The organism is Candidatus Binataceae bacterium (genome assembly GCA_035508495.1).
Lineage (GTDB): Bacteria > Desulfobacterota > Binatia > Binatales > Binataceae > JASHPB01.
In genome coordinates, this window is the sequence record DATJMX010000050.1 from 47049 (window position 1) to 69576 (window position 22528).

At 61.2% G+C, this 22528-nt stretch carries 16 protein-coding genes; 8 read left to right on the forward strand and 8 right to left on the reverse strand.

Features of this window, described 5'->3' with window-relative positions:
• Positions 1-130: 130 nt before the first annotated feature.
• The 4 genes from VMA09_16260 to ilvB form a co-directional block, all read right to left on the reverse strand.
• Positions 131-493, reverse strand: a complete 363-nt coding sequence (locus VMA09_16260) for a DUF309 domain-containing protein (GenBank protein ID HUA35164.1) — start codon at positions 491-493, stop codon at positions 131-133.
• A 183-nt stretch (positions 494-676) separates the two neighbouring features.
• Positions 677-2377, reverse strand: coding sequence for an amidohydrolase family protein (locus VMA09_16265; protein ID HUA35165.1), 1701 nt, complete (start codon positions 2375-2377; stop codon positions 677-679).
• Positions 2378-2645: 268 nt separating this feature from the next.
• Positions 2646-3188 (reverse strand): carboxymuconolactone decarboxylase family protein, encoded by a 543-nt coding sequence (locus tag VMA09_16270; protein ID HUA35166.1) that lies wholly within the window; start codon positions 3186-3188, stop codon positions 2646-2648.
• 218 nt (positions 3189-3406) lie between these two features.
• Positions 3407-5107 carry a biosynthetic-type acetolactate synthase large subunit gene (gene ilvB, locus VMA09_16275; protein ID HUA35167.1) on the reverse strand — a complete coding sequence of 567 codons (1701 nt, stop codon included), beginning with the start codon at positions 5105-5107 and terminating at the stop codon, positions 3407-3409.
• Between the two features lie 111 nt (positions 5108-5218).
• On the opposite strand from ilvB, the gene VMA09_16280 reads away from it, so the two are divergent.
• Positions 5219-5713, forward strand: a complete 495-nt coding sequence (locus tag VMA09_16280; GenBank protein ID HUA35168.1) for an SRPBCC family protein — start codon at positions 5219-5221, stop codon at positions 5711-5713.
• A 49-nt stretch (positions 5714-5762) separates the two neighbouring features.
• Here VMA09_16280 and VMA09_16285 read toward each other — a convergent pair whose 3' ends face one another.
• Positions 5763-6206, reverse strand: coding sequence for a hypothetical protein (locus VMA09_16285; protein ID HUA35169.1), 444 nt, complete (start codon positions 6204-6206; stop codon positions 5763-5765).
• A 171-nt stretch (positions 6207-6377) separates the two neighbouring features.
• Between VMA09_16285 and VMA09_16290 the strand changes: the two genes are divergently transcribed.
• On the forward strand, positions 6378-7727 hold the full coding sequence (locus VMA09_16290; GenBank protein HUA35170.1) for a DUF1329 domain-containing protein: 1350 nt from the start codon (positions 6378-6380) through the stop codon (positions 7725-7727).
• 61 nt (positions 7728-7788) lie between these two features.
• Here VMA09_16290 and VMA09_16295 read toward each other — a convergent pair whose 3' ends face one another.
• Both VMA09_16295 and VMA09_16300 read right to left on the reverse strand, forming a co-directional pair.
• On the reverse strand, positions 7789-8676 hold the full coding sequence (locus tag VMA09_16295; GenBank protein ID HUA35171.1) for an SDR family oxidoreductase: 888 nt from the start codon (positions 8674-8676) through the stop codon (positions 7789-7791).
• Between the two features lie 18 nt (positions 8677-8694).
• Positions 8695-10371 carry an FHA domain-containing protein gene (locus tag VMA09_16300; protein ID HUA35172.1) on the reverse strand — a complete coding sequence of 559 codons (1677 nt, stop codon included), beginning with the start codon at positions 10369-10371 and terminating at the stop codon, positions 8695-8697.
• Positions 10372-10506: 135 nt separating this feature from the next.
• On the opposite strand from VMA09_16300, the gene VMA09_16305 reads away from it, so the two are divergent.
• The 6 genes from VMA09_16305 (at position 10507) to VMA09_16330 (ending at position 19474) form a co-directional block, all read left to right on the forward strand.
• Positions 10507-12702, forward strand: a complete 2196-nt coding sequence (locus tag VMA09_16305) for a hypothetical protein (GenBank protein HUA35173.1) — start codon at positions 10507-10509, stop codon at positions 12700-12702.
• A gap of 29 nt (positions 12703-12731) precedes the next feature.
• On the forward strand, positions 12732-14747 hold the full coding sequence (locus VMA09_16310; protein ID HUA35174.1) for a hypothetical protein: 2016 nt from the start codon (positions 12732-12734) through the stop codon (positions 14745-14747).
• The gene (locus VMA09_16315) at positions 14744-15406 is read left to right on the forward strand and encodes a hypothetical protein (protein HUA35175.1); all 663 of its coding nucleotides are present in this window, start codon (positions 14744-14746) and stop codon (positions 15404-15406) included. Before VMA09_16310 ends, VMA09_16315 begins: the two co-directional genes overlap by 4 nt.
• A gap of 168 nt (positions 15407-15574) precedes the next feature.
• The gene (locus VMA09_16320) at positions 15575-16798 is read left to right on the forward strand and encodes an HlyD family secretion protein (protein ID HUA35176.1); all 1224 of its coding nucleotides are present in this window, start codon (positions 15575-15577) and stop codon (positions 16796-16798) included.
• A 119-nt stretch (positions 16799-16917) separates the two neighbouring features.
• Positions 16918-17997 (forward strand): phosphotransferase, encoded by a 1080-nt coding sequence (locus VMA09_16325; protein HUA35177.1) that lies wholly within the window; start codon positions 16918-16920, stop codon positions 17995-17997.
• 37 nt (positions 17998-18034) lie between these two features.
• The gene (locus tag VMA09_16330) at positions 18035-19474 is read left to right on the forward strand and encodes an amidase (GenBank protein ID HUA35178.1); all 1440 of its coding nucleotides are present in this window, start codon (positions 18035-18037) and stop codon (positions 19472-19474) included.
• A 193-nt stretch (positions 19475-19667) separates the two neighbouring features.
• Here the strand turns inward: VMA09_16330 and acnA are convergent, their stop codons facing one another.
• Complete coding sequence (acnA, locus tag VMA09_16335) at positions 19668-22433, reverse strand: aconitate hydratase AcnA (protein ID HUA35179.1); 2766 nt, start codon at positions 22431-22433, stop codon at positions 19668-19670.
• Positions 22434-22528: the final 95 nt, after the last annotated feature.

Sequence of the window (22528 nt, forward strand, 5' to 3'; positions counted from 1 at the left end):
GATGCATGCGCTCCAGCCGCCGGCGGACATCTTGAACCATTCTAATAAATCAGAATGAGTCATTAAAGAAAATTACCTTTCTATATGAGGACGACCTAAGCGGCCCGTAGAGACTGGAAATCGACGATGGCTAACGGTCTGCAATTCGCCTGAGTCGAGGCCGGGGCGGCAATTCCGCCAAATTCGGAGCAGTTGCCATCGCAATGAAATCGCAGACCGCTTCGCGCAGTTCCGCGATCGCAAGTCCCATATGTTCGGCCGGAAGCTGATCGAGCTTGGCCATCGCGCGGCTACATAGCGATCGTGCGCCTTCACGATTGCCTCGTTCGGCGTGCAGGATCGCGACTGCGGCCTGAATCAGACCCTGGTAGAAGAGCTTCTCGTCGCCCTGCGAGCGCTTCCAGACTTCTTCCCAGGCCTCATGGCATTCAAAGAAGCGGCCGGCGTTGAAGAGTTCCACCCCGTTTTCGAAATGCTCCGCAGGCGACTTCACGATGGAAATATAGCTTGAAAATGCAGTGGGGTGGGCGTCTCTGCCCGCCATTGACACGCGCGAGCCGGATGGCTCGCGCCACCGATTGTTGCCTGCAGAATAGACGCGCGGGAAGACCCGCGCATCTTAACGGCGGGCAAGGACGCCCGCCCCACTACATCTTCCTCGGAAAGACTTCGTAGCTTAACCGCCGTGGCCGTGGCGTAGCAGGCGGCCCGAGGTTGCGCCCGTGGCGAGGCCGTCGCTCATTGTGACTTCGCCATTGACGACGATTGCCTGGTAGCCCTTCGCCCTGCGGATTCGCCGCCACTCGCCGCCCGGCAGATCGTATACCTTCTCCATCGGGCCGACTGCGAGCTTGTCGAGGTCGTACACGATCACGTCGGCCGGCGCGCCTTCGCGCAGCGTGCCGCGATCGCGGAATCCCGCGCACATGGCAGGCAGGGCGCTCAACCGCCAGTGCGCATCCTCGAGTGGCAGCATCCCGCGCTCGCGCACGAGATTGGCCAGGAACTCGGTGGGGTACTGGCCGCCGGTGAAAAACTTGGTATGCGCGCCGCCGTCGGAAACACCCGGAATCAGGTACGGGTATTCGAGCATCTCCTTCATGAAGTCCATGTTCTGATTCGGTCCGGGTGCGTAAAATTCCGCGTTGAGATCGTCGGCGACGGCGAGATCGAGCATCGCGTCCACGGGATGCTTCCCCGTGCGCTCCGACAGTTCGCGCAGCGTAAGACCTTCTTTGTCCTTCAGCTCAGCGCGCTCCACCTGGCTCACAAAGATTTGATCGAACTGATCGGTGATCACGAAAGGCATCTTGCTGCGCAGCGCTTCGCGGCGCGAGGGATCACTGAGCTTCTGCGCGCGTTCCTCGCGCGTTCCGGTCGTGGCATCACACCACGCCTGGCATTCATCGAACAGGTTCCAGTCGATAAACGTGAACGCCATGCCGGTATCCACCGTGACGGCCTGACCGTAAACGGGGATTCCGCGCTGACGGCAACTCTCGAGCCACTCGATCGTCTGGCGATGAACCATGGGCCGCGAGTCGCGCGGCTGCACGACATTGTAGAGCACGGGCCGCCCGCTTATCTGCGCGAGCTGCTCGAAATGGTTCATGTCATGCATCGGGTCGGTCGAGACCAGCGTCATCTGCACGAAGCCCTCGTTGCGCCGCGCGAGCACGCGCGCGAGCGCGAGGCAGGTTTCATCAGCCATCAGGTCGGAGACCATCGGCGTGCCGTCGAAATCGCGCTGCACGCATGCGGGCCCGTTGGGATCGAGCCGCTGCGCCGACCATCCGCAGGCACCGGCATCCATCGCCTCGTCGAGTAGACGGCAGATCTCGCGCTCCTCGGCCTCTGTCGGCGGACGTGACTTGGCGTTATCAAGCCCCATCACATAAGTGAGCAGCGGAGAGACCGGCACATACGGCAGGATGTTAAGCGTCTTCGGATGACGGTCGATACTGTCGAGGAACTCGGGGAACGTGGTCCAGTCCCACGGCATCCCGGCTTTCATCGAGGCATACGGGATCGCTTCGACGCGCGTCATCGTGAGCATCGCGCGCTCGCGTCCCTCCGGATGCACCGGGGCGAAGCCGAAGCCGCAGTTACCGATCACGATCGAGGTCACACCGTGCCAGCTCGAAATCGAGCAGCTTGGATCCCAGAAGAGCTGAGCATCGTAATGCGTATGCAGGTCGACGACGCCGGGAGCGACGATCATGCCGCTCGCGTCGATAACCTTGGCGCCATCGCTGGAGCGCAGGCGGCCAATCTTCGCGATACGGCCGTTCCTAACCCCGATATCGCCGCGAAAACGCGGCATCCGGGTGCCATCGATAATCATTCCGTCGCGAATAACGAGGTCGAAATCCGCCATGATCCCATCCTCCAGCCCGAAGGCGCAGGTCTTGCGCCAGTTACTCGCACCGATTGAAAGAACTGTCAATGATTCTAATGCAGAAAGTCGGTGGCGCTTATGGCGGCCTCGCGAAGGGAGAGAAGAAAAAGATCACCACAAAGACACTTAGTTAAAGACACGAAGTCACGAAGGTAGGCAAGGACGGCGCGGATGCGCCGTCCTTGCCAATTATTCTTGTGCCTTCGTGCTTCTGTCTTCGTGCCTTGGTGGCGATCTTTTTTTCTTCTCAGCGGCGGGTGACGCCCTCTTCTACTTCCACGCCGACGGGCACCAGGATGCGCACGACCATGTTGTAGAACGCAACATTTTGCACCAGCTCCATCATCCGCCGCCGATCGAGAAAGCCGAGCGCCCCGTTCCAGGTCGAATCGCTGACCTTGACGTTCTGGGTCGCTTCGACGGCATAGCGGATAATCGCACGCTCCTGATCGTTGAAATGCGGCGAGCGCTCCCAATCGGCGAGCGCCTCGAGCTGCGCGCGCGGGACGCCGACGCTGCGCGCCAGATTCCAATGATGCGTGAATTCGTACTGGGCCTCCGTGAGCCGGCCGACCGTCATCAGCGCAAGCTCGCGCAGCTTCGGATCGAGCGCGGTGCCGTTTCGCAACTCGCCGCCCAGCGCCAAAAATCGCCGCAGCAGATTCGGAGTATTGGCGAGCGCACGAAAGATGTTCCCAACATTCCCACGCTCGCGAGTCAGGTTGTCGAAAATCTCCCGATCAGCCTCGGGCAGATCGTCACGGTTAAGATAAGGAACGCGCGCCGCCATCGATTATGTCCTCCAGTTATTGTGGTCGGACAGTAGCAATCAAAAAGATCACCACCAAGACACGAAGGGCGCCAAGGCAGAGTCGAGGGCGCGAAGCGCGCCGTCTTAATGGCGGGCAGGGACGCCCACCCTACTAACTTCAAACGGAAAATCAAAAGGACGGCGTCAGCGCCGTCCTTCTTTGTGACCTTCGTGTCTTGGTGGTGATCTTGTTCTGCCTACGCGAAGAGCATCTCGGACATCGATCCGCCCGGCGGGATCATCGGCATCACCGCTTCTTCTTTCGGGATCACCACGTCGATCAGCACCGGTCCCGGCGTTGCGAAGGCTTCTTTCATTGTTGCAACGAGGTCTTTTGACTTCTCGATACGGAAGCCGTGCGCGCCATATGCTTCTGCGAGCTTGACGAAGTTCGGTACTGACATCGCGGAGTACGAGTAACGCTCCTGGTAGAACTTCTCCTGCCACTGCCGGACCATCCCGAGGAAATGATTGTTCAGGATGATCACCTTGATATCGACGCCGTACTGAACCGCCGTGCCGAGCTCCTGGATATTCATCTGGATCGAGCCGTCGCCCGACACCACGATCACCGGCTTGTCGGGCGCGGCGAACTTGGCGCCGATTCCGGCCGGCAGGCCGTAGCCCATCGTGCCGAGGCCGCCCGAGGTCAGCCACGAGCGCGGATTCTCAAACGGAAAGAGCTGCGCCACCCACATCTGATGCTGTCCCACGTCGGTCGCGACGATGCAGTCGCCCTTGGTGAGATTGTGCATCTCCTCGATCACGCTCAGCGGCGATACGCTCTCGCGCTCCTTGGCGTCGCGCTCGTAGAGCGGGCGGTCCTTCTGCCACTGCATGATCTGCTGATGCCATTTGGCCCAGTCGGCGTGGCGTTTGCCGATACTCTCGTGGCTTTTGATCTGCACGAGCATGTCAGTGAGCACCGACTTGATGTCACCGACGATCGGAATATCGACTTTGACATTCTTGGAGATCGACGAGGGGTCGATATCCATGTGAATGATCGTCTCGGCCTTGGGAGCGAAGTCCGCGATCCGTCCGGTAACGCGATCATCGAAGCGCGCGCCGACGGCTATCAGGCAATCGGTGTTAACGACCGCCGTGTTGGTGCCATACGAGCCGTGCATCCCGAGCATCCCGAGCCGCAGCGGATCGGAGGCATTCATCGAGCCGAGGCCCATCAGCGTTTCGGTGACCGGAATATGCAGCCCACGCACCAACTCGCGCAGCTCGGGCGCAGCGCCCGACCATTGCACACCGCCGCCGACATAGAAGAGCGGGCATGAGCTTTTTTCGATGGCTTCGATCGCGCGCTCGATTTGGCGTGGATTGCCCTTGAACGTAGGCTTGTAGCCGCGCAGCTCGACTTTGTCGGGATATTTGAAAATGTGCTCGGCCTGCTGCACGTCGCGCGGCAGATCGACGACGACCGGTCCGGGCCGGCCAGTACCCGCGATGAAGAAGGCTTCTTTGATCGTTTTGGCGACGTCCTTGACGTTCTTGACCAGGAAATTGTGCTTGGTGCACGGCCGCGTGATTCCCACGAAGTCGGCTTCCTGAAACGCGTCGTTGCCGATAAGCGAGGTCGGGACCTGCCCCGACAGAACGACCATCGGCGTGGAATCCATATAGGCGTCGGCGATACCCGTGACGGCATTGGTCGCGCCCGGCCCCGACGTTACGATGCATACGCCCGGGCGGCCGCTCACGCGCGCGTAGCCCTCGGCCATGTGCGTGGCGCCTTGCTCATGGCGCACGAGCACGTGCTTGATAGGAGAATCGAGGAGCGCGTCGTAGGTTGGCAGGATCGCGCCTCCGGGGTAGCCGAAGACGACATCGGCTCCCTCGGCGAGGAGGCTCTCGATCACGATCTGGGATCCCTTGAGTTTCTTCATCTAATACTTTCGAGGCGGAATAGTAGAAGAGCTAAGCGTATATCAGGGCGGGCGAGCCTACAACGTGCGCTCCGACTGCGTCGCGAGCGCGGCTCGGCTAGGCTCGAAGCCGTGAAAATCCACCTCTTCGAGCGCGCGCAGCTGGTGCCCTATCCGCTCAGGATGACTTTCGATTTTTTCAATGTTCCGCGCAATCTCGAGCGCCTGATGCCCGCGTTCCTGCACTTCGAATTTTTAAGTGAGCCCCCTCCGGTAGCGCTCGAAGGCACGGTTCTCGAGTATCGATTCCAGCTTTACGCCGTTCCGATCAAATGGCGGACGAAGATCGTGCTCGTCGAGCCGCCGCTTAGGTTTGTCGATATCCAGGAAAAAGGCCCCTACGCCTTCTTTCGGCATACACACGACTTCCGCGCGGTCGGCGATCAAACCGAGATGATGGATCGCGTCGAGTACGCGATACCGTTCGGACCGCTCGGCGAGATCGCGCGGCTTCTGTTCGTCGATCGCAGCCTGCGCGAGATCTTCGACTATCGTCAGCGCGAGCTCGGCGCGGCGATGAGGAGCGCAGTTTCAGGTACCCTTCTCAAATCAGGAAGAGAAGTTTGAGCAATCGATGCTTTTCCGCGAGCCCGTTCTGTCTGGCCTGCGCGCTCGCCTAGTAGTGCGGAGCGGATTGGAAGGTGGCGCCCTGATCGGTGCCCATTACTTCGAAGGTCTGGTTTAGCGGCGCGTACATGCCGCGCACGGTCAGCGTTTGGCCCGGTTCGAGTTTCTCGAACACGTCGGCGTCGAGGCCCTGGGTCTGGAAATTCGGCCGGTATTGTTCGACCTGCTGCCACACGTCGGGCCAATGCACGATCTGCTGCGGATCGTCTACCCAAGCGTCCTTGAGGATAAACTTGTAGGTCTTGTTCTTCACACCGAAGGTGACGACCTGTTGATTTCCGTATATCTGCCCCGGAGCCGGTTTGGTGACCACAACTGTCGTGGGAAGCGGCGGACCCATCCGCGACAACTGCGCAAAGGCCACTGGTGAGACCGCGATCGCCGCGACTATGATAAGCGCCGAGTAGTACCGCGCCCCAGCCTTCATATTCATCAGAAACTGCGTCCTCTGCTTCGATAATATGGCCAGGGAATGATGCGGACAACTGAGGATTTCAAGGGCGGCACCTGGCGCTGTTCACAAAGAGGTTTGCTAATTGTTCGCGGATTTTGTACGTTCGCGATAGACAATTGGGCGAGGTCTCGCGTGAGGATTGGAGGCAAAATGGAGTTAGGCAAGAAGTCCGCGGCTGTGCTGGCTGTGGTGGCATCCGCTTTGGCTCTGGCGGGCGTATCAGCAGCGCAGGTTAAGCCGGGAGATTTCATCACCAAGGACAACGCGGCGAAAGTCCAGGGGCTTCTGAGCCCCGGCAACTACGTGCTCGTGCAGAAGGGCATGACGATGAAAATCGTGCCGTCGGACAAGCTCGAGTGGCCGCCGCCGTTCACGGCCGCGACCGAGAAGTACTCGCCGCAGGTTCAGCTTGCGCCCGATGGAACATTGAAAAACTACGTCTCGGGCCAGCCCTTTCCGCTGCTTGATCCCAACGATCCGACCGTCGCGACGAAAATCATGTGGAACTTCAGTTTCCGCCCGATGTACAGCGACGATATTGATATGCGCTTTCCTGAGGTCGCAAGCTACGGAGCGGACGCGAGCGGCGAGCCGCTCAGCTACTACACGGTCGGACACTTCGCGTTCTATAACAATATCGGCCGCATCGAGGTGCCGCCCGTTCCGACCGATCCCGACGGGGCAGCAAGCGGTGTCCGTTACCGGTTTGGCTTTTATCCTTTCCTCGAGCCGTCCTCGCTGCGCGGCTATGGGATGCTGCGTTTCCGCCACATCGATCCGAAGCAGGATGACAACGTGTGGGTGTTCAATCCGCAAACCCGCCGACTGCGCCGTCAGTCGCCGGAAATCCTTTCCGACGCGATTGCGGCGCTGCCTGGTTTCTCGGGCGGGGGCGGCGGTGGTGGCGGTATGGGCGGAGTGGGCGCAGGCGGCGGCGCTCCGGCCTACGTCAACACGCTCGACCCAGATTCGTACTTTGGGTTCTCGGCCAAGATCGAAGACTTCACCTACAAGTACCTCGGTGACAAGAACATGCTGGCGTCCGTGCACGCCGAGCATTCGCCCGAGCAACCCTGTCCGACCGATGGCGGCAAGACGATTTGCCCCGAAGCCTGGGAGATGCGCCATCTCTACGTAGTCGAGGCGGACGCGAAGCCCGGGACGGATCTCTCGATCCCAAAGCGCACCCTCTACCTCGATGCCGAAGGATGGTTCATCACCGCCTCGGACCAATACGATCGCAACGGGGCGCTCTGGAAAACGATCGCGACCTTCCAGACCTATCGCGATCGCCCGGTGCCTGACGCGAAGGTCGCGATTTATCCCTACAAGCGGATGTTCCAGCTCGGCCTCGTCGATCAGGATTTGCAGACCGGGGTCAGCTCCGTCGTCTATATGCCGGGGCCGAACTCCGAGGAGCGCGAATGCTGGTATATCGACATGGGCACGGTCGATAACGCGTTTTTCACGCCGGAGAAGCTCCAGAACGCGGGGCACTGAGAATCTATTCGAAACGCATCTGCGGCGTGGTTGCGCCGCAGATGCGCCCTTCATTCAAATTTCAAGAACGCGCGTGCTCGAGATCGGCGAGCAGTCCGGGATGAGTGGGACGCCATCCGAGGCGCTCCCGCGTTTGTGCGCTCGAGGCGGGCGAATCAATGCCCATGAAGAACCCGAGCCAGCCGAAGTGTTCGGCGGCTTCTTCGGGCGATTGCGCGACGACGGGAATGTTCAGGCGGCGCCCGATGACCTCGGCGATGTCTTTGAGCGCGACGCCCTCTTCTGCGACCGCGTGAAAGCGGGCGCCGACTGAGCTCTTCTGCAATGCCAAAGTAAAGACCTGGGCCGCGTCCAGGCGATGCACCGCGGGCCAGCGATTCGTGCCATCGCCAACGTACGCCGAGATACGTTTCTCGCGCGCGATTTCGATCAGCGGCGTAACCAGGCCCATCTTCACCGTGTCATGGACCGAGGGCGGCAGACGCACGATGGAAGCGGGAAGGCCTTGCGCCGCCAGTGCCATCGTCGCCTCTTCGGACGCGCTCCGCGGAACGCCGGCGGCGCTGGGAACCACCGCGTCATCCTCGGTGCCAGAGCCACCAGGCGCGAGCATCGCGGTGCCGCCGCTGACTATCAGTGGACGATTCGAGCCGGCCAGCGCCGAGCCGAGTGCCTCGATCGCGTGTCGATCGGTCTCGCAGTTGGCCTGGTATTGTGAGAAATCGTGGTTAAAGGCGGTGTGGATGACGCCGTCGGACACCGCGGCGCCGCTGCGCAGGCTTTCGAGATTTTCGATATCGCCGCGATGCACGAGCACGCCCGCTGCTTCCAGGGCCTTCGCGGAGGCATCCGAGCGCGCGAGCCCAATCACCTGATGACCCGCGGCGACCAGCTCCTCAACAATCGCAGAACCGATGAATCCCGTGGCGCCGGTGACGAAAACGCGCATCGCGACCTCGCAAGCGAGCTAAATCTGCAACACGAACTTTATATCGCCGAGGCGCACCTGCGCGCCCGCGCCGACGAACACCGAACCCTGGATACGACGCTCATCGACGTAGCTGCCGTTGGTTGAGCCGAGGTCCATCAGCTCGAAGCCGCCATCGCGGCGCATCAGGCGCGCATGCGATCGCGAGACGCTGGCGTGCGGGATCACTACGTCGTTGTCCTCGCCGCGCCCGAGCGTGACCTCGTCTTTCATCAGGGCGTATTCAGAAGGCAGCGGGCCTCCGGGATTGACGGTCACGAGGCGAGCCCCCTGGGTCATCCCGGGTCCACGCGGCGAGGTGACCGGCGGAGTCTGCGGCGCGCTCGGGCGCTGCGGTACGGACGAGACTGTGCGCTGAACTGTGCGCACCGCTTGCTGCATCACAGTTGACGGCGCGGGGGCACTCCCCTGCGCCTGTACGATTGCTTTCAGTTCTTCCTGCGACACGCCGAAGCGCATCCGCGAGAGCGCGAACAAACCGAACAGCCCGATCATCGGAACCGCGGCGTTCCACCAGTTGAACGAGAACTGCCGCAGTCCCGTTCCGGTCGTATTCTCGCCGCTATTGCCCGTGTCTTCCGGGACGTTGATCGCCGCGCCGCCGACGCCGCGCACTTGATACGATGTCGCCGCGTCGCCGTTCTGGCCGTCGTAATCGATCTTGAGCTCGATGCTCCGACTGGTGCCGTCCTCAATCGGACGCGGAGTGCGATAAGTCAGCGAATACTCGGTCGCGATCGAATGGCCGATTTCGCGCACGAGCTCGGGGAAGCGTCCCTCCTCGGTGATGATGTTGTACGAGCGGCCGTGGGTCGCATCGACGATCTGCTGATATTCGGGCGCGATAAACGGCGGCGGCACGACGGCGTAGAGCGTCAGGCCGTTCTTCTTCATCAGTGCCGCAACCTTGTCGCCCGTGAGGTTCGTCACGTCGGCGTTCTTATCCGGATGATGGTCCCAGTAGGCCTGGTCGTGTTGCGAGAACGCCGAGCCGTCACCCGCGTGATGCGGCGGCGCATCAGTCACGATAATTATGATGCCCTCGGCCTCGGGCCGGAAGGGAAACGTCGCGGCATAAGCGAGCGCGTCGAGCTGGTCTTCGGGAATATCGCCGCCGCCGCCGGCGTGCAGCCCGCCGACCCAGTCCGTGAACTCCTTGACGTTCGAGGTCATCGTGTAGCTATACGGGCAGTTGCAGTCCTTCTCTTTCGAGACTACGTAGTCCTCGAACGTGACGAGGCCGAGCCGGTAGTCGCGATTGTTCGATGCCAGGTCCTGCGCGAACGCAATCACGTTCTGCTTGACCGCGTCGATATAGGGCTGCATCGACTCGGTGATGTCCATCACGAACACGATATCGACCGGGCGCCCCTGCCCTACGCCGCGAAAATCCAGGATCTTCGCGAGCTTGCCGTCTTCGTAGACCTTGACGTTGTCGGGCTTGAGATTCCCGACCGGGTTGCCGTTGGGATCGGTCAGGCCGAAATCGAGCTCGACGCCGCCGTCGGAATCGAAGTGCTCGAGGCCGGGATTGCCGATCGTGACCTTGAGATCGGCGCGTGCGGACGCGCTTCCGAGCAAGATCAAAGTCGAGACCACGGCGATGATGGTCGCTAAAGCTGAAGGGCCGGGATTAAAGTGGCGAGCCGCTTTCATTGGCAGCTTTGATTCTCCGGATAGCGAGTGCAATCAGTCAAGTTTGTACGTCACACATGCGGGAAGGTTTCTTGCCTTCTCGGTTCTGTTAGGTTATCCCAAACGCTTAGCCAAATCTCTTCATTTGGAATCTGAGTGAACAAAAGTCCTTTGGTTGCTGCGGGTGGGGCGGTGCACAAAAGCGCAACCCTGTTGATATTAACCACCGTCCTGGCTGGAATATTCGGCTTTGGGGGGTCTGCGCTGGCACAGACGACGCCAAAGGGCTATCTCCAGGTCGGCTTCACCGCCACGATCACCAACGGCTCGGGCCTGGCTACGCAGCGCTTCAAAAACGTCTTCCTCAACATCCAGCAAGTGCGCGTCAACGCGGTCGCCGGCGCAGCGCCGGGTGCGCAAAATTGGAATCTTATACCCGTGCCATTGGGCCTCACGCCGCAGAACCAGGTCGATCTGCAAGTTGATGCGAACAACATTCAGAACGTTCCCCTGTTGTTCAATACCGTGCAGGTCAACCCCAATACCTACAAGCAGGTCGAGGTTGATCTCGATATCAATCAACCCGGCAAGATTGTGCCGCTTTGCCCGGGCCAGGGTGCAACCGTCGAAGGATGCGCCCCCTATCCCATCTTACTGCAGAGCACCCTAGGCGAGTCGTTTTCGATTCCCGGAATCTCGGTTAATGCCAATCAACTGACGACGCTGATCATCAACCTCGGCGTGACCGTGGCCAGCGCACCCACTTCGTCGGTCGGCATCGTCGGGACCAACGCGAACAAATATACCATTAGCTTCCAGGGCTCGCAGGCGACTACCCAGCAGCTGGCCACGATCAGCGGCGTGATCGGCGTCCAACAGCATGCTGTAATCCCCGCCCATGCGAACGGCGTCCGCAATCTGACCGTCACCGCCGAAGTCGCAGGCACCAATAACATCGTGTCAAGTGCGCTGCCCGATTCCGCGGGCAACTACACGTTGCAATTGCCGGCGGCTCCCACGATCGGCTCCTACTACGATGTGTATGTTGCGGGCGGCTCCTCGACTTATGCCGCCGATCGCTTCGGCCCCATCATTCCAGCCCAAGCTGTCACCTACAGCCCAACGATATCGACGAAGCAGCAGATCGGCACGATTTCGGGAAAGATCATCGACGCATGTACCAATCTTGCGCTCCAGGGCGCGACGGTTCAGCTCCTGCTGCCGCAAGCCGGACAGTCAACAAATTGCGCTGCATCCCCCGGCCAATGCGTGGTCATCGCGACTGCTTCCACTGACGTCACCGGATCATTCCCGTTGCCAGGCCAGCTCCCGACGCCCGGCGTATTCAACAGCATCCCGTTACCCGGACCGTATACGCTCGAGGTGTCGGCCGCGGGATACGATACGTCCTTCATCACTGCGACGCCGACGATCCCGATCCCGAATCAGCCGATTAAAACAGGCGGCACCTGCACGATTGGGAGCAGCACCGGACCATGCGACATCGCGCTGACCTCGGGCAAGATCACCGGAACGGTCGGCCTCACCAGCCTCCCGGTTCCGGATGAATCCGTGGTGGTACAGGTATTCGCCGAGCAAACAGCGACCAGTAACCTTGTGTCTGCGTTACAGACACCGATAGTGTTCAGCAGCACCTCGAATATGAGCTTGCCCTTCACGATGAACGTGCCGACGACGATTGGCGGCGTGTCGCCGCAAACCTTCGACCTGTTCGCCACCGCGGTCGATCTGAACCAGGGCGTCACCGATCCCTACAGTGGCCATACGATCCTCGTGAAATCAGGCGTCCCCGGCCCGACTTCTTCATGCGCTACCGTATCTGATGTGACTTTCCCCCAGACGATGGATTGCACCGGCCACGGCAGCATCAGCGGAAGTTTCATCCTCCCGAACACCGCCACGACGGCTCTGCTCAGCAAAATAGATAGCTCGACTGGCAATCCCGTCTCGTTGTTCCCGGTCGGCGTGCAAGGACCGATCTCAGCTTCGGGCACTAACCCGGCAGCCAACACGTTCTCGTTCTGCGCTCCGGGACTGAATGAAATGAACGCCGGCGATGTTAGCTACGTGATTACGCGCTTTGACCTTCCCAGCCCTACGCCAACTGCGACTCCGACTCCTGTTGAGCCGACGGCGACACCAACCATTCCCGCTCCGGGTCCGAGTTCGACTCCAGCCCCCATTTCGGTAGCAACAGCCTCGATCACGCCGAGCGCGCTCCCCACGCCAGCGTCCGTGGCATCACCTTGTCCCTCCTCGTGCTTTAGTAACGGCCAAGGTACCGCGATGTGTCCCGGCGTCTGCAACAACGCGCTGCTGCCGCCTTTCTGATCAAGCCTGGCAACAAAGTGGTGAAGCTCTTGAAATCGATTGTTCGCATCGCATACGTGGCACTCGCGCTGGTCTATTTTGCGGCCTGCTCAAACTCGAGCAGCGGCAGCTCCGCCACTACGACCTCGTTCGGTGACATCCAGGTCGTGTTCACGGCGACCGTCACCGACGACAGCGGCAGCACGATCCCTTTGAAAAACGTTTTGCTGAATGTGGCCAACGTACTCGTCAACACGACCGCCATGGCGAGCACGAGCGCGACGAATTGGCGCACCATTCCCCTTCCGGACCAAGCTCCCGCGGGCAGCCCGCCGGGCGCGTTCCAGATGGATCTGAACAGCGTCGCCGGACTACCAGTCGTGTATAACACCACGCAGATTCTGACCGGGAACTATCAGACGCTGCAGATCCAGCTCGATCCCTCCCCGGGCGCGATCGTGCCGCTATGCGCAGGCGCCAGCCTTGAAGGATGCATCCTGTATCCGATCCAGCTTAACAGCGCCGCTTTGGTCATTCAGATAAATGCTCCGGTTCAGACCTCCAGTCCTACCACTGTTGTTGTCAATCTGAACTTCGACATCACGGATGCCCCCACCAGCACAGGCGGCCCCTACGTGGTCGATCTGACCGCCAGCCAGGTAACCAGCCCCGTCCCCGGTGTCGGAACCGTGTTGGCTACCGTGAAGGGTAATTCCACTGTAACCGGCGGGACAGTTCAGACGCTGACCGCATTCGTCGCCGGGACGGATACGTTCGTCACCAGTATCCCGATCGGTCCGAACAACACCTTCATGCTGACATTGCCTGCCAGCGAGGCCGGCACGCTTTACGACCTGGTAGTAGCGGGCAACAACTCTACTTACTCCGCCCTGCGGATTCCGCCGCTCATGCCCAACACACCCTCAATACAGACCTTCAGCGTGCAGGCTAATCAGACCGTCGGCGCGATCGCGGGGCAGGTCGTCGATGCCTGCACAGGGCTTGGAATCGAAGGCGCCACGGTTGAGCTTCTGGTTGCGCCGGCGAATCAGAACACGATCACACTCATGAGTTGCTTTAGCCCCACGACAATCGGCGAATGCATCGTCGCAATCTCGACTATGAGCGACGTAACGGGTCAATATCCCGAGCTAAACGCGCTCAACAATCCAACCGGGTCGTTCGCAGAAATTCCGAGCCTCCCTTTCCCGAAGGGCACGCCCACGCCTCCTATCGGTCCGTACATTATTAGCGTATCGGCCCCCGGTTATGACACGTTGTTAGCGCAAGGCACTTCAAACGCATCCACCACGCAAGACGCCGGCATCTGCATCGTCAACGGCACCAAGGGCTCGTGTAACTTTCCGCTTACGTCAGTGTTCATAAGCGGCACCGTGACATTGGACGCTGCTCCAGCCCCGGGACAAGATGTCAGTGTCATCGTGTTTGGTGAGACCAGCGGCACCACCAACCTGGTCGCGATGTCAGATCCGATACTCTTCACCAGTTCGACACCGACGAAGCAGAGTTACACGATGCGCGTGCCGTCGAATAACGAGCTCGACTTTTTTGCCGAGGCAACAGACACATACCAAGGTGCAGCCGATCCATACACCGGCCATACCATCGATGTGGGATCAAAGATCGCTACTCCTCCAACCCCATGCGCAACAGCCGGCGCCACCTTGAACTTCTCCCTTAGTTGTGCGGGCCATGGCAGCGTGACCGGCAACCTTGTGGGTGCGAACAATCTGACATCCGTGGTGCTGAGCAAGAACGGCGTGCAGCTCATGACCGGGAACGCAATTGCGCCCGTCCCTTCCGCGAGTCCGACGCCTTGGTCGTACGCCATCTGCGCTCCCGGAGATTCCTATACAATCACTCGCTACCAGCCAACCCCGACCGCGTCAGGAACTCCAGTTCCAACTCCAATTTCCTCGGCGAGCATCGCGATTCCGCTAGCCTCGCCGACATCAAGTGGCTGCCCGACGACTTGTCTGAAAGTCGATGGAAGCTGCCCAGGCAACTGTGCGAGCACGAATCAGGACTTGGGGAACTCGCAATGAAATCCAGCAATCGAATCATCCTTGCGATCATCACGGGCGTACTCGCGGTCGCGACGGTGTCCTGCAACAACTCGCTCGGCGGATTCGCCGGCTCGGTCGGCAATACACCCGACACCACGCCTTCGACCGCTTACAAGATCTTCGGCAATATCGGGATGCCGTTTACCGCGCTAATTTCCGACTCGCGCTCGTCGTGGACGGTCCAAGGCACGGCGCCGATCAGTATCTCTATTGCCAACAGCGCGCTGCCCGCTCGGATGATCGTCACCAAACTCGTCAGCGACAACTCGCTGATGAGTGTCGAGATCCTCAATGGAATATCGGTTAGCGACGTCGCGTCGACTTCCGATCCCTTCGGTACCGCCCAGGTGCAGATCGGCGGTAAGCTGCTCGGGGTCGCCGCCACAGCCAATCCCAGTGTGCAGATCTATGTGCCCGGTCCATTTGGCGAGCCGTACCAGGGACTGATCGAAGACACGCAGGTCGCATTCACGATCGCCGACTTCGCGCCGGCGGTTTACCTGTTTGACAGTCCCGATGGATCGGTCACGGGCCAGTTTTTCCAGTCGATCAACCTGGGCGGTTTGCTCGTGATCGAAACTGTAAACGGCGCCGTCGTTGATAGCGGCGTGGCAGCAAAGGTCGTCGTCAAAGACTGAACGAAGTGCGCCTTTCGTTCAGCGCCGCAAACCAACCGTTCAATTGACTTTTCGTGCGAGTCGCGCTCCTTTGATTGACAGCTTGCCCGGTTCGTCATACTTAGCCGGACGAGGCGTGAAGGTGTCGTCACGAGGTAATTTCGGGATTGTAGGGTCCGTCTATTCTCTATGAACAGGCTCGTTCGCCGGGCTCTGCTTGCGATTGTGGTGTTGGCGCTGATCGCGGCGACCGTTCCCGGCTATCATTACTATCGCTACTTCTCCTCGCACGTCTCGACCGACGATGCGTATGCTGACGGCACCGTCGCCCTGGTCTCATCGCGCGTCGCGGGAACGATCACCAACGTTTACGTCGAAGACAACTGGACCGTTAAGCAGGGCGAGCTGCTCCTGACCCTCGATTCGCGCGACTTCGAGGTTCGCGTGCAGCAAGCGCAGGCCCAGCTTGCACGCGCACGCCAGTCGATTGACGAAATGTATGCGCAGGTTAACGCGGCCGAGGCCGGGGTCGCTCTCGCGCAGTCGCAGGCGCGCCAGGCCAAGATCGATTACGACCGCGCCGTACAGTTGAAGAACCAGGGCGTCGTCTCAAGCGAATTTTACGATCAAGCCAACACCGGACTTAAGATTGCCGTCGCTGATGAGCAACTGGCGCAACATCAGCTCACCCAGGCGCAGGCCGCACTCGGAAGAGCCCCCGATGGCGCGGCAGACCATCAGGACCACGTAGCCAACGACGGCCACTATGATCGCCCGATCGTCTCGCAGGCGCGGGCCGCTCTGGAAGCCGCCGAGCTCGATCTCACTTACACGAAAATCACCGCACCGTTCCGCGGCATTGTGACTCACAAAACCGCTCACGTTGGAAATCGCGTGCAGGTCGGAGAGCCGCTCCTCGCCGTCGTGCCGATGGACAAGCTCTACGTCACCGCCAACTTCAAGGAGACGCAGCTCACCGATGTGCGCGTCGGCCAGAAGGCAACGGTCGAGGCCGACATCTACCCCGGCTACATCTATGAGGGTCACGTCGATTCGATCAGCATGGGCACCGGCGCAGCGTTCTCACTGCTGCCGCCTGAGAATGCGACCGGCAACTGGGTCAAAGTCGTGCAGCGTATCCCGGTCAAGATCGTGCTCGACAGTCCGCCGCCGCCCGACAAGCCGCTACGTCTGGGATTGTCAGTCGAGGTTTCTATCGACATCAGTGACAAGAGCGGGCCGATGCTGTCGTCGATCGTGCAGCATCATTACGAAAACGACCAGGGCACCACTCCCAACGAGACTTTGCCGATGCCGCCGATGCCCGATGCGAATCCGAGCAGCGCGGCGCAGCCCGAAGGCCGGCAGCCGCGATTGTTCAACCGCCTGATGAATCGCCTGCACAATCAGTAGCCTCGGCGCGCATCGGCTATGAACATCTGCCGCGCTCGTCTGGTGACACGCGTGTCAGTTTTGTTTGCCCGTGAGCGCCGGCTGTATTAACCTTCGTCGCAACACCGGTTCCACCTCGGATGCTCACCAGTCAGCAAATCGAATCCCCATTGGCTTTATTTCTCGACGCGCGAATTGCGCGCATCGCCGTCCTCGCGAGTGGATGGGAAACCACCGTCTTCGAGTTCGTCCTGAGCTCGCCGTCGGGGCGCTTTCCGGCCATGCCGGTCGGTCAGCCGCTCGTGCTGCGCTTCTACCAGAGCACCGACGCTGCTGAGAAAGGCGCGCGCGAGTACCTCACGATGGACAGGATTTCTGCTGCCGGAATCGCCGTCCCGCGTCCGTACGCCTTCGTCGAGGATCCCGAGGCGATCGGCGCGCCGTTCCTCGTGATGCAACGCCTGGAGGGCGGTCCGCTCTTCTCCACGCGCAGCTTCCCGCAGGCATTCAAGACTTTCTCACTGGCGTTTTTTTCGTTCGTGCAGACCCAGGCGCGAATTCATCGGCTCGATCCGATGGCGCCCGGACTACGCGATATTCCGCGTACCTCGGCTCGGCCCGGCGACGGCGACATGCCGCTGCTTGATCGCTTGCTCCGCATAATCGACGAGCGCGTCGAACAAGGGCCGCTGCCCGGTCTTCGCAACGCGCTGCATCGGCTGACCACGCGCGCGCCGCAGTTCCACGACGAGAAGAAATCGATCGTGCACATGGATTACCATCCGCAGAACGCGATCGTCGCGGGCTTCAAGGTCACCGGCATTATCGATTGGGTGAAGAGCGACGTCGGCGATCGGCATCTGGATGCGGCCACGACCGCCGTCATCCTGTCGTCGTCCGCGATGGAGCATCCGCGATGGATGCGCGATAACGTCATCGGCAATTCGCTGCGCATGAGCTTCTCCGCGCTCTACCTGCCGCTCTATCATGCGATGGCGCCGATGGACTTCGAGCGCTTCCGCTACTGCCAGGCCGTCGCCGCCGTGCTCAGGCTTTCGATGCTCGGCATGATGTCCGCGCAGGGAGCCGAGACGGTAGGATTTCGGCCCGAGGCGATAAGCGAAGTCACGCCGGGCGTGGTGCGGCTCTTGTCGCGCTATGCTACGCGCAAGAGCGGAACCGCGGCCCGCGTCGATCTCGCGCGGCCGCGAATCGCATAACCAACCAAGCCCTCGAAACTAACGAGGAGACTCCGCAATGGCTGACATTGCCTTTTTGAGCGCGCGCACGATCGCCAAGCAGATCCGCGATCGCAAGATCTCAAGCCGCGAAGCGCTGGACTTTTTTCTCGCCCGAGTCGAGTCGCTCGACAAGCCGATCAACTCTGTAGTGACGATCGACGCAGAGCGAGCCCGCCGCGAAGCCGACGAAGCCGATGCTGCACTGGCGCGCAGCGAAAATCGCGGCCCGCTGCACGGCGTGCCGATCACGATCAAAGATTCGTTCCAGACCAAGGGGATGCGCACGACGTCGGGCGCGCCGGAGCTGTCGAGCTTCATCCCGACCGAAGATGCGTGGCCGGTCGCGCGGCTGCGCGAAGCGGGCGCGATCATTTACGGCAAGACCAACCTGCCGATCTACGCCGGCGATTTGCAAAGTTACAACGAAGTATTCGGCACGACCAACAACCCGTACGACGTGACGCGCACTCCGGGCGGCTCGTCGGGAGGCTCGGCGGCCGCGCTCGCATGCGGCTTCACTCCGCTCGAGCTCGGTAGCGATATCGGCGGTTCGATCCGCCTGCCCTCGCATATGTCCGGCGTGACCGGACACAAGCCCAGCTACGGCATCGTGCCCGCGCACGGCCAGATTCCAGGACCACCGGGAACGTTGACGATGGCCGATCTCGCGGTCGCGGGACCGATGGCGCGCACCGTCGAGGACTTGCAGCTCGGCCTCGACATCATGACGACTCCGAATCGCTGGGAGCATCCTGCCTGGAGCATCAAGCTGCCGCCGCCGCGCCATCGCTTGCTCAGCGAATATCGCATCGCGGCGTGGCTCGACGATCCGGCGTGCCGCGTCGAGCCCGAAGTTCGCGAGCTGCTGGAGAACGCCGCGCACAAGCTCGAGGCCGCAGGCGCGAAGGTCGATCGCAACGCGCGTCCGGCCTTCACGCTCGATAAGGTCGCCGATACATTTTTCGCACTGCTCCAGGCGGCGCTCGCGGGCGGAGTGCCTCCTAACAAACTCGACGACTACGCGAACACTGTGGGCGATACTCCGGCGGCGCAGACGCGGCGGCTGCTCGCGATGCGCCATCGGCAATGGCTCAGCTACAATGAGCGGCGCCTCCAGATGCGCAAGCGGTGGGAAGAGTTCTTCGCCGACTGGGACATCATGCTGATGCCGGTGATGCCCTGCCCGGCGATACCGCACGATCACTCCGAGCCGATGGCAAGCAGGGTCGCCACAATCGACGGCGAGCAACGTAACTACTGGAGCCTCACAACCTGGATGGCGCCAGCAGGCGCCTGCTACCTGCCCGCGACGGTAATTCCGGTCGGCCTAACGAAAAGCGGCCTCCCCATAGGCATCCAGATCGCAGGGCCCTACCTGAACGATCGCACCACGCTCGACCTCGCAAAGCGTCTGCTGCCATTAGTCGGCAAGATCCCGCATCCGAAAGGCTTCTAAGGGGCGCTAACAGTTAGTCACGCCTGAACGCCGATCTCCGACAAACCCTCTCCCTGACCAGGGAGAGGTCGGCGCGTCGCGAAGCGACCGGCGAAAAGCGCGGCGCCGGGTGAGGGTCGCCCGAAACCACCTCTCCCGTTACTTCACGGGAGAGGGATTTTAGAGCTTCGTCAGATCGCAAGTTAAGCAGGACCTACGCCCGCAGCAGCTCGCGCAGCACGTAGGGCAGCACGCCGCCGTGGCGCATGTACTCGACGTCCTCGGGCGTATCGATCCGTGCGACCGCCTCGAACTCCTTCACCTTGCCTTCGAGCTCGGCCCGCACCTTGAGCGTCTGGCGCGGCTTGATCGAGTCGCTCAGCCCAAGTATCGAAAACGTCTCGCGGCCGGTGAGCCCAAGCGACTCGCGCGTCTCGCCTTTCTTGAATTCGAGCGCGAGCACGCCCATCCCAATCAAATTGCTGCGATGGATTCGCTCGAAGCTCTCCGCGATCACCGCCTTGACGCCCAAAAGCTGCGTGCCCTTGGCAGCCCAGTCGCGCGACGATCCCGAACCGTACTCCTTGCCCGCGATCACGATCAGCGGTACGCCTTCCCCGCGGTACTGCTCGGCCGCATCGAAGATCGTCATCTGTTTGCCGTCGGGCTGATGCGCCGTCACGCCGCCTTCGACCCCCGGCACGAGCTGATTTTTGAGCCGGATATTCGCGAACGTCCCGCGCATCATGACTTCATGATTACCGCGGCGCGCGCCGTACGAGTTGAAGTCCTTGGGCCGCACGCCATGCGCGACCAGATACTTGCCCGCGGGACCGTCGGTCGCGATCGATCCAGCCGGCGAAATGTGATCGGTCGTCACGCTGTCGCCGAGCACCGCCAGCGCCCGCGCGCCTGTGATATCGCCGAGCTTGCCGACCTGTGCCGTGACGCCATCGAGGAACGGTGGCGCCTTCACGTACTCGGAATCCTTCTGCCACGCGAACAGGTTGCCCGCCGGCACGTCGAGCCCCTTCCAGCGCTCATCGCCCTCGAACACCTGTCCGTATTCGAGCTTGAACATCTCGGAGTTGACCGAGCTCGCGACCGCGGCGCTGACCTCTTCCTGCGTCGGCCAGATATCGCGCAGGTAAACGGGCTTGCCGTCGCTGCCCTCGCCGAGCGGCTGCTTATTGGGATCGAGATCCATCGTGCCCGCGAGCGCGTATGCGACGACGAGCGGCGGCGACGCGAGATAATTGAAGCGCACGACGGGATTGATACGGCCCTCGAAGTTGCGATTGCCGCTCAGAATCGCCGACGCGACGAGATTGCCCTGCTTGATCGCACCCGCGATCGCCTCATCCACCGGGCCGCTGTTGCCGATACACGTCGTGCATCCATAACCGACCAGGTGAAAGTTGAGCTGCTCGAGCGGCTCGATAAGTCCGGCGCGTTTCAGATATTGCGTGACGACTTTCGATCCCGGCGCAAGGCTCGTCTTCACCCACGGCTTTGCGCGCAGCCCGCGCGCAACGGCCTTCTTCGCGAGGATTCCCGCCGCGAGCATCACCGACGGATTCGACGTGTTGGTGCAGCTCGTGATCGCCGCGATCACGAGTGAGCCATGCGTCAGCGCATAGTGATGTCCGCCGTCGCCATGGACCTCGACCTTGCGCGCGATATGGCCGAGCTGCGATTCGGGAATCGGACCATCCTCTGCTGACTGTGTGTTACCGCCCTCACCGATATAGCGCTCGATCACCTTGGCATCGACGCCGTCCTTGCCCGCCACTTCCTTGACCAGCTCGCGGCGGAACTCGCGCTTGAGGTTCGTGAGCGTGACGCGATCCTGCGGGCGGCGCGGCCCGGCAACGCTCGGCTCGACCGAGGCAAGATCGAGCTCCAGCGTCGAAGAGAACACGGGCTCCGGCGAGTTGGCGTTGCGGAACAGGCCCTGCTCCTTGCAGTACGTCTCGATCAGTTTGATCTGATGCTCATTGCGGCCGGTCAGGTGCAGATACGTAAGAGTCTGATCGTCAACCGGGAAGAATCCGATCGTCGCGCCGTACTCGGGCGACATGTTGCCGATCGTTGCACGATCCGCGACCGGCAGATCGGCGAGACCCGGACCGTAGAACTCGACGAACTTGTTGACCACGCCATGCTTACGCAGCATCTGCGTGACGGTCAGCACGAGGTCGGTCGCCGTTGCGCCCGGCTTGAGCTTGCCCTGCAACTTGAAGCCGACGACCTCCGGCACCAGCATCGGCATCGAGCGCCCGAGCATCGCAGCCTCGGCTTCGATTCCGCCGACGCCCCATCCGACGACGCCGAGTCCGTTGATCATCGTCGTATGCGAGTCGGTGCCGACAAGAGTATCGGGGTAGGCCTCGCCGTCCTTCGAAGCGAACACGACCGGCGCGAGATATTCGAGGTTCACCTGGTGCACGATTCCGGTGTCGGGCGGCACGACGCGAAAATTATTGAATGCGCCCTGCCCCCAGCGCAGGAAGAGGTAGCGCTCCTTGTTGCGCTCGAACTCGAGCTCGGCGTTGGTGGCGAAGGATTCGGCCGTGCCATATGAATCGACCTGTACGGAATGATCGATGACCAGATCGGCAGGCTGGAGCGGATTTATCTTGCCGGGATCGCCGCCGAGGCGCTTGATCGCATCGCGCATCACCGCAAGGTCGGCAACCACCGGAACGCCGGTGAAGTCCTGGAGCAGAACGCGCGCCGGCATGAACGACATTTCGCCGCCGGCATTCTTGCCGTCGTATTTGGCAATCGATTCGACCTGCTCGCTGGTGACGATCACGCCGTCTTCGCGCCGCAGCAGGTTTTCGAGCATCACTTTGATCGAGAACGGAAGACGCGCGAGCGAGAAGCCTTTTTTCTCCAGCGCCTCGAGCTTGTGAATCGTGTAGCTCTTGCCATCGACCGAGAGCGCCGCGCGCGCACCGAAACTGTTCTTAGCCATCGTCATCCTGTCCTTTGCGGGTCGCCAAAATCGACGGCGCGCCCGACACGGCGCGCCGCCAAAGACATTTGTATTGTTGCCGAGTTAAGGATAGC

Excerpts from the sequence above, each read along its gene's own strand:
- VMA09_16265 (HUA35165.1), bottom strand. The coding sequence starts at position 2,377 with ATGGCGGATTTCGACCTCGTTATTCGCGACGGAATGATTATCGATGGC.
- VMA09_16270 (HUA35166.1), bottom strand. The coding sequence starts at position 3,188 with ATGGCGGCGCGCGTTCCTTATCTTAACCGTGACGATCTGCCCGAGGCT.
- ilvB (HUA35167.1), bottom strand. The coding sequence starts at position 5,107 with ATGAAGAAACTCAAGGGATCCCAGATCGTGATCGAGAGCCTCCTCGCC.
- VMA09_16285 (HUA35169.1), bottom strand. The coding sequence starts at position 6,206 with ATGAATATGAAGGCTGGGGCGCGGTACTACTCGGCGCTTATCATAGTC.
- VMA09_16290 (HUA35170.1), top strand. The coding sequence starts at position 6,378 with ATGGAGTTAGGCAAGAAGTCCGCGGCTGTGCTGGCTGTGGTGGCATCC.
- VMA09_16295 (HUA35171.1), bottom strand. The coding sequence starts at position 8,676 with ATGCGCGTTTTCGTCACCGGCGCCACGGGATTCATCGGTTCTGCGATT.
- VMA09_16300 (HUA35172.1), bottom strand. The coding sequence starts at position 10,371 with ATGAAAGCGGCTCGCCACTTTAATCCCGGCCCTTCAGCTTTAGCGACC.
- VMA09_16315 (HUA35175.1), top strand. The coding sequence starts at position 14,744 with ATGAAATCCAGCAATCGAATCATCCTTGCGATCATCACGGGCGTACTC.
- VMA09_16320 (HUA35176.1), top strand. The coding sequence starts at position 15,575 with ATGAACAGGCTCGTTCGCCGGGCTCTGCTTGCGATTGTGGTGTTGGCG.
- VMA09_16325 (HUA35177.1), top strand. The coding sequence starts at position 16,918 with ATGCTCACCAGTCAGCAAATCGAATCCCCATTGGCTTTATTTCTCGAC.
- VMA09_16330 (HUA35178.1), top strand. The coding sequence starts at position 18,035 with ATGGCTGACATTGCCTTTTTGAGCGCGCGCACGATCGCCAAGCAGATC.
- acnA (HUA35179.1), bottom strand. The coding sequence starts at position 22,433 with ATGGCTAAGAACAGTTTCGGTGCGCGCGCGGCGCTCTCGGTCGATGGC.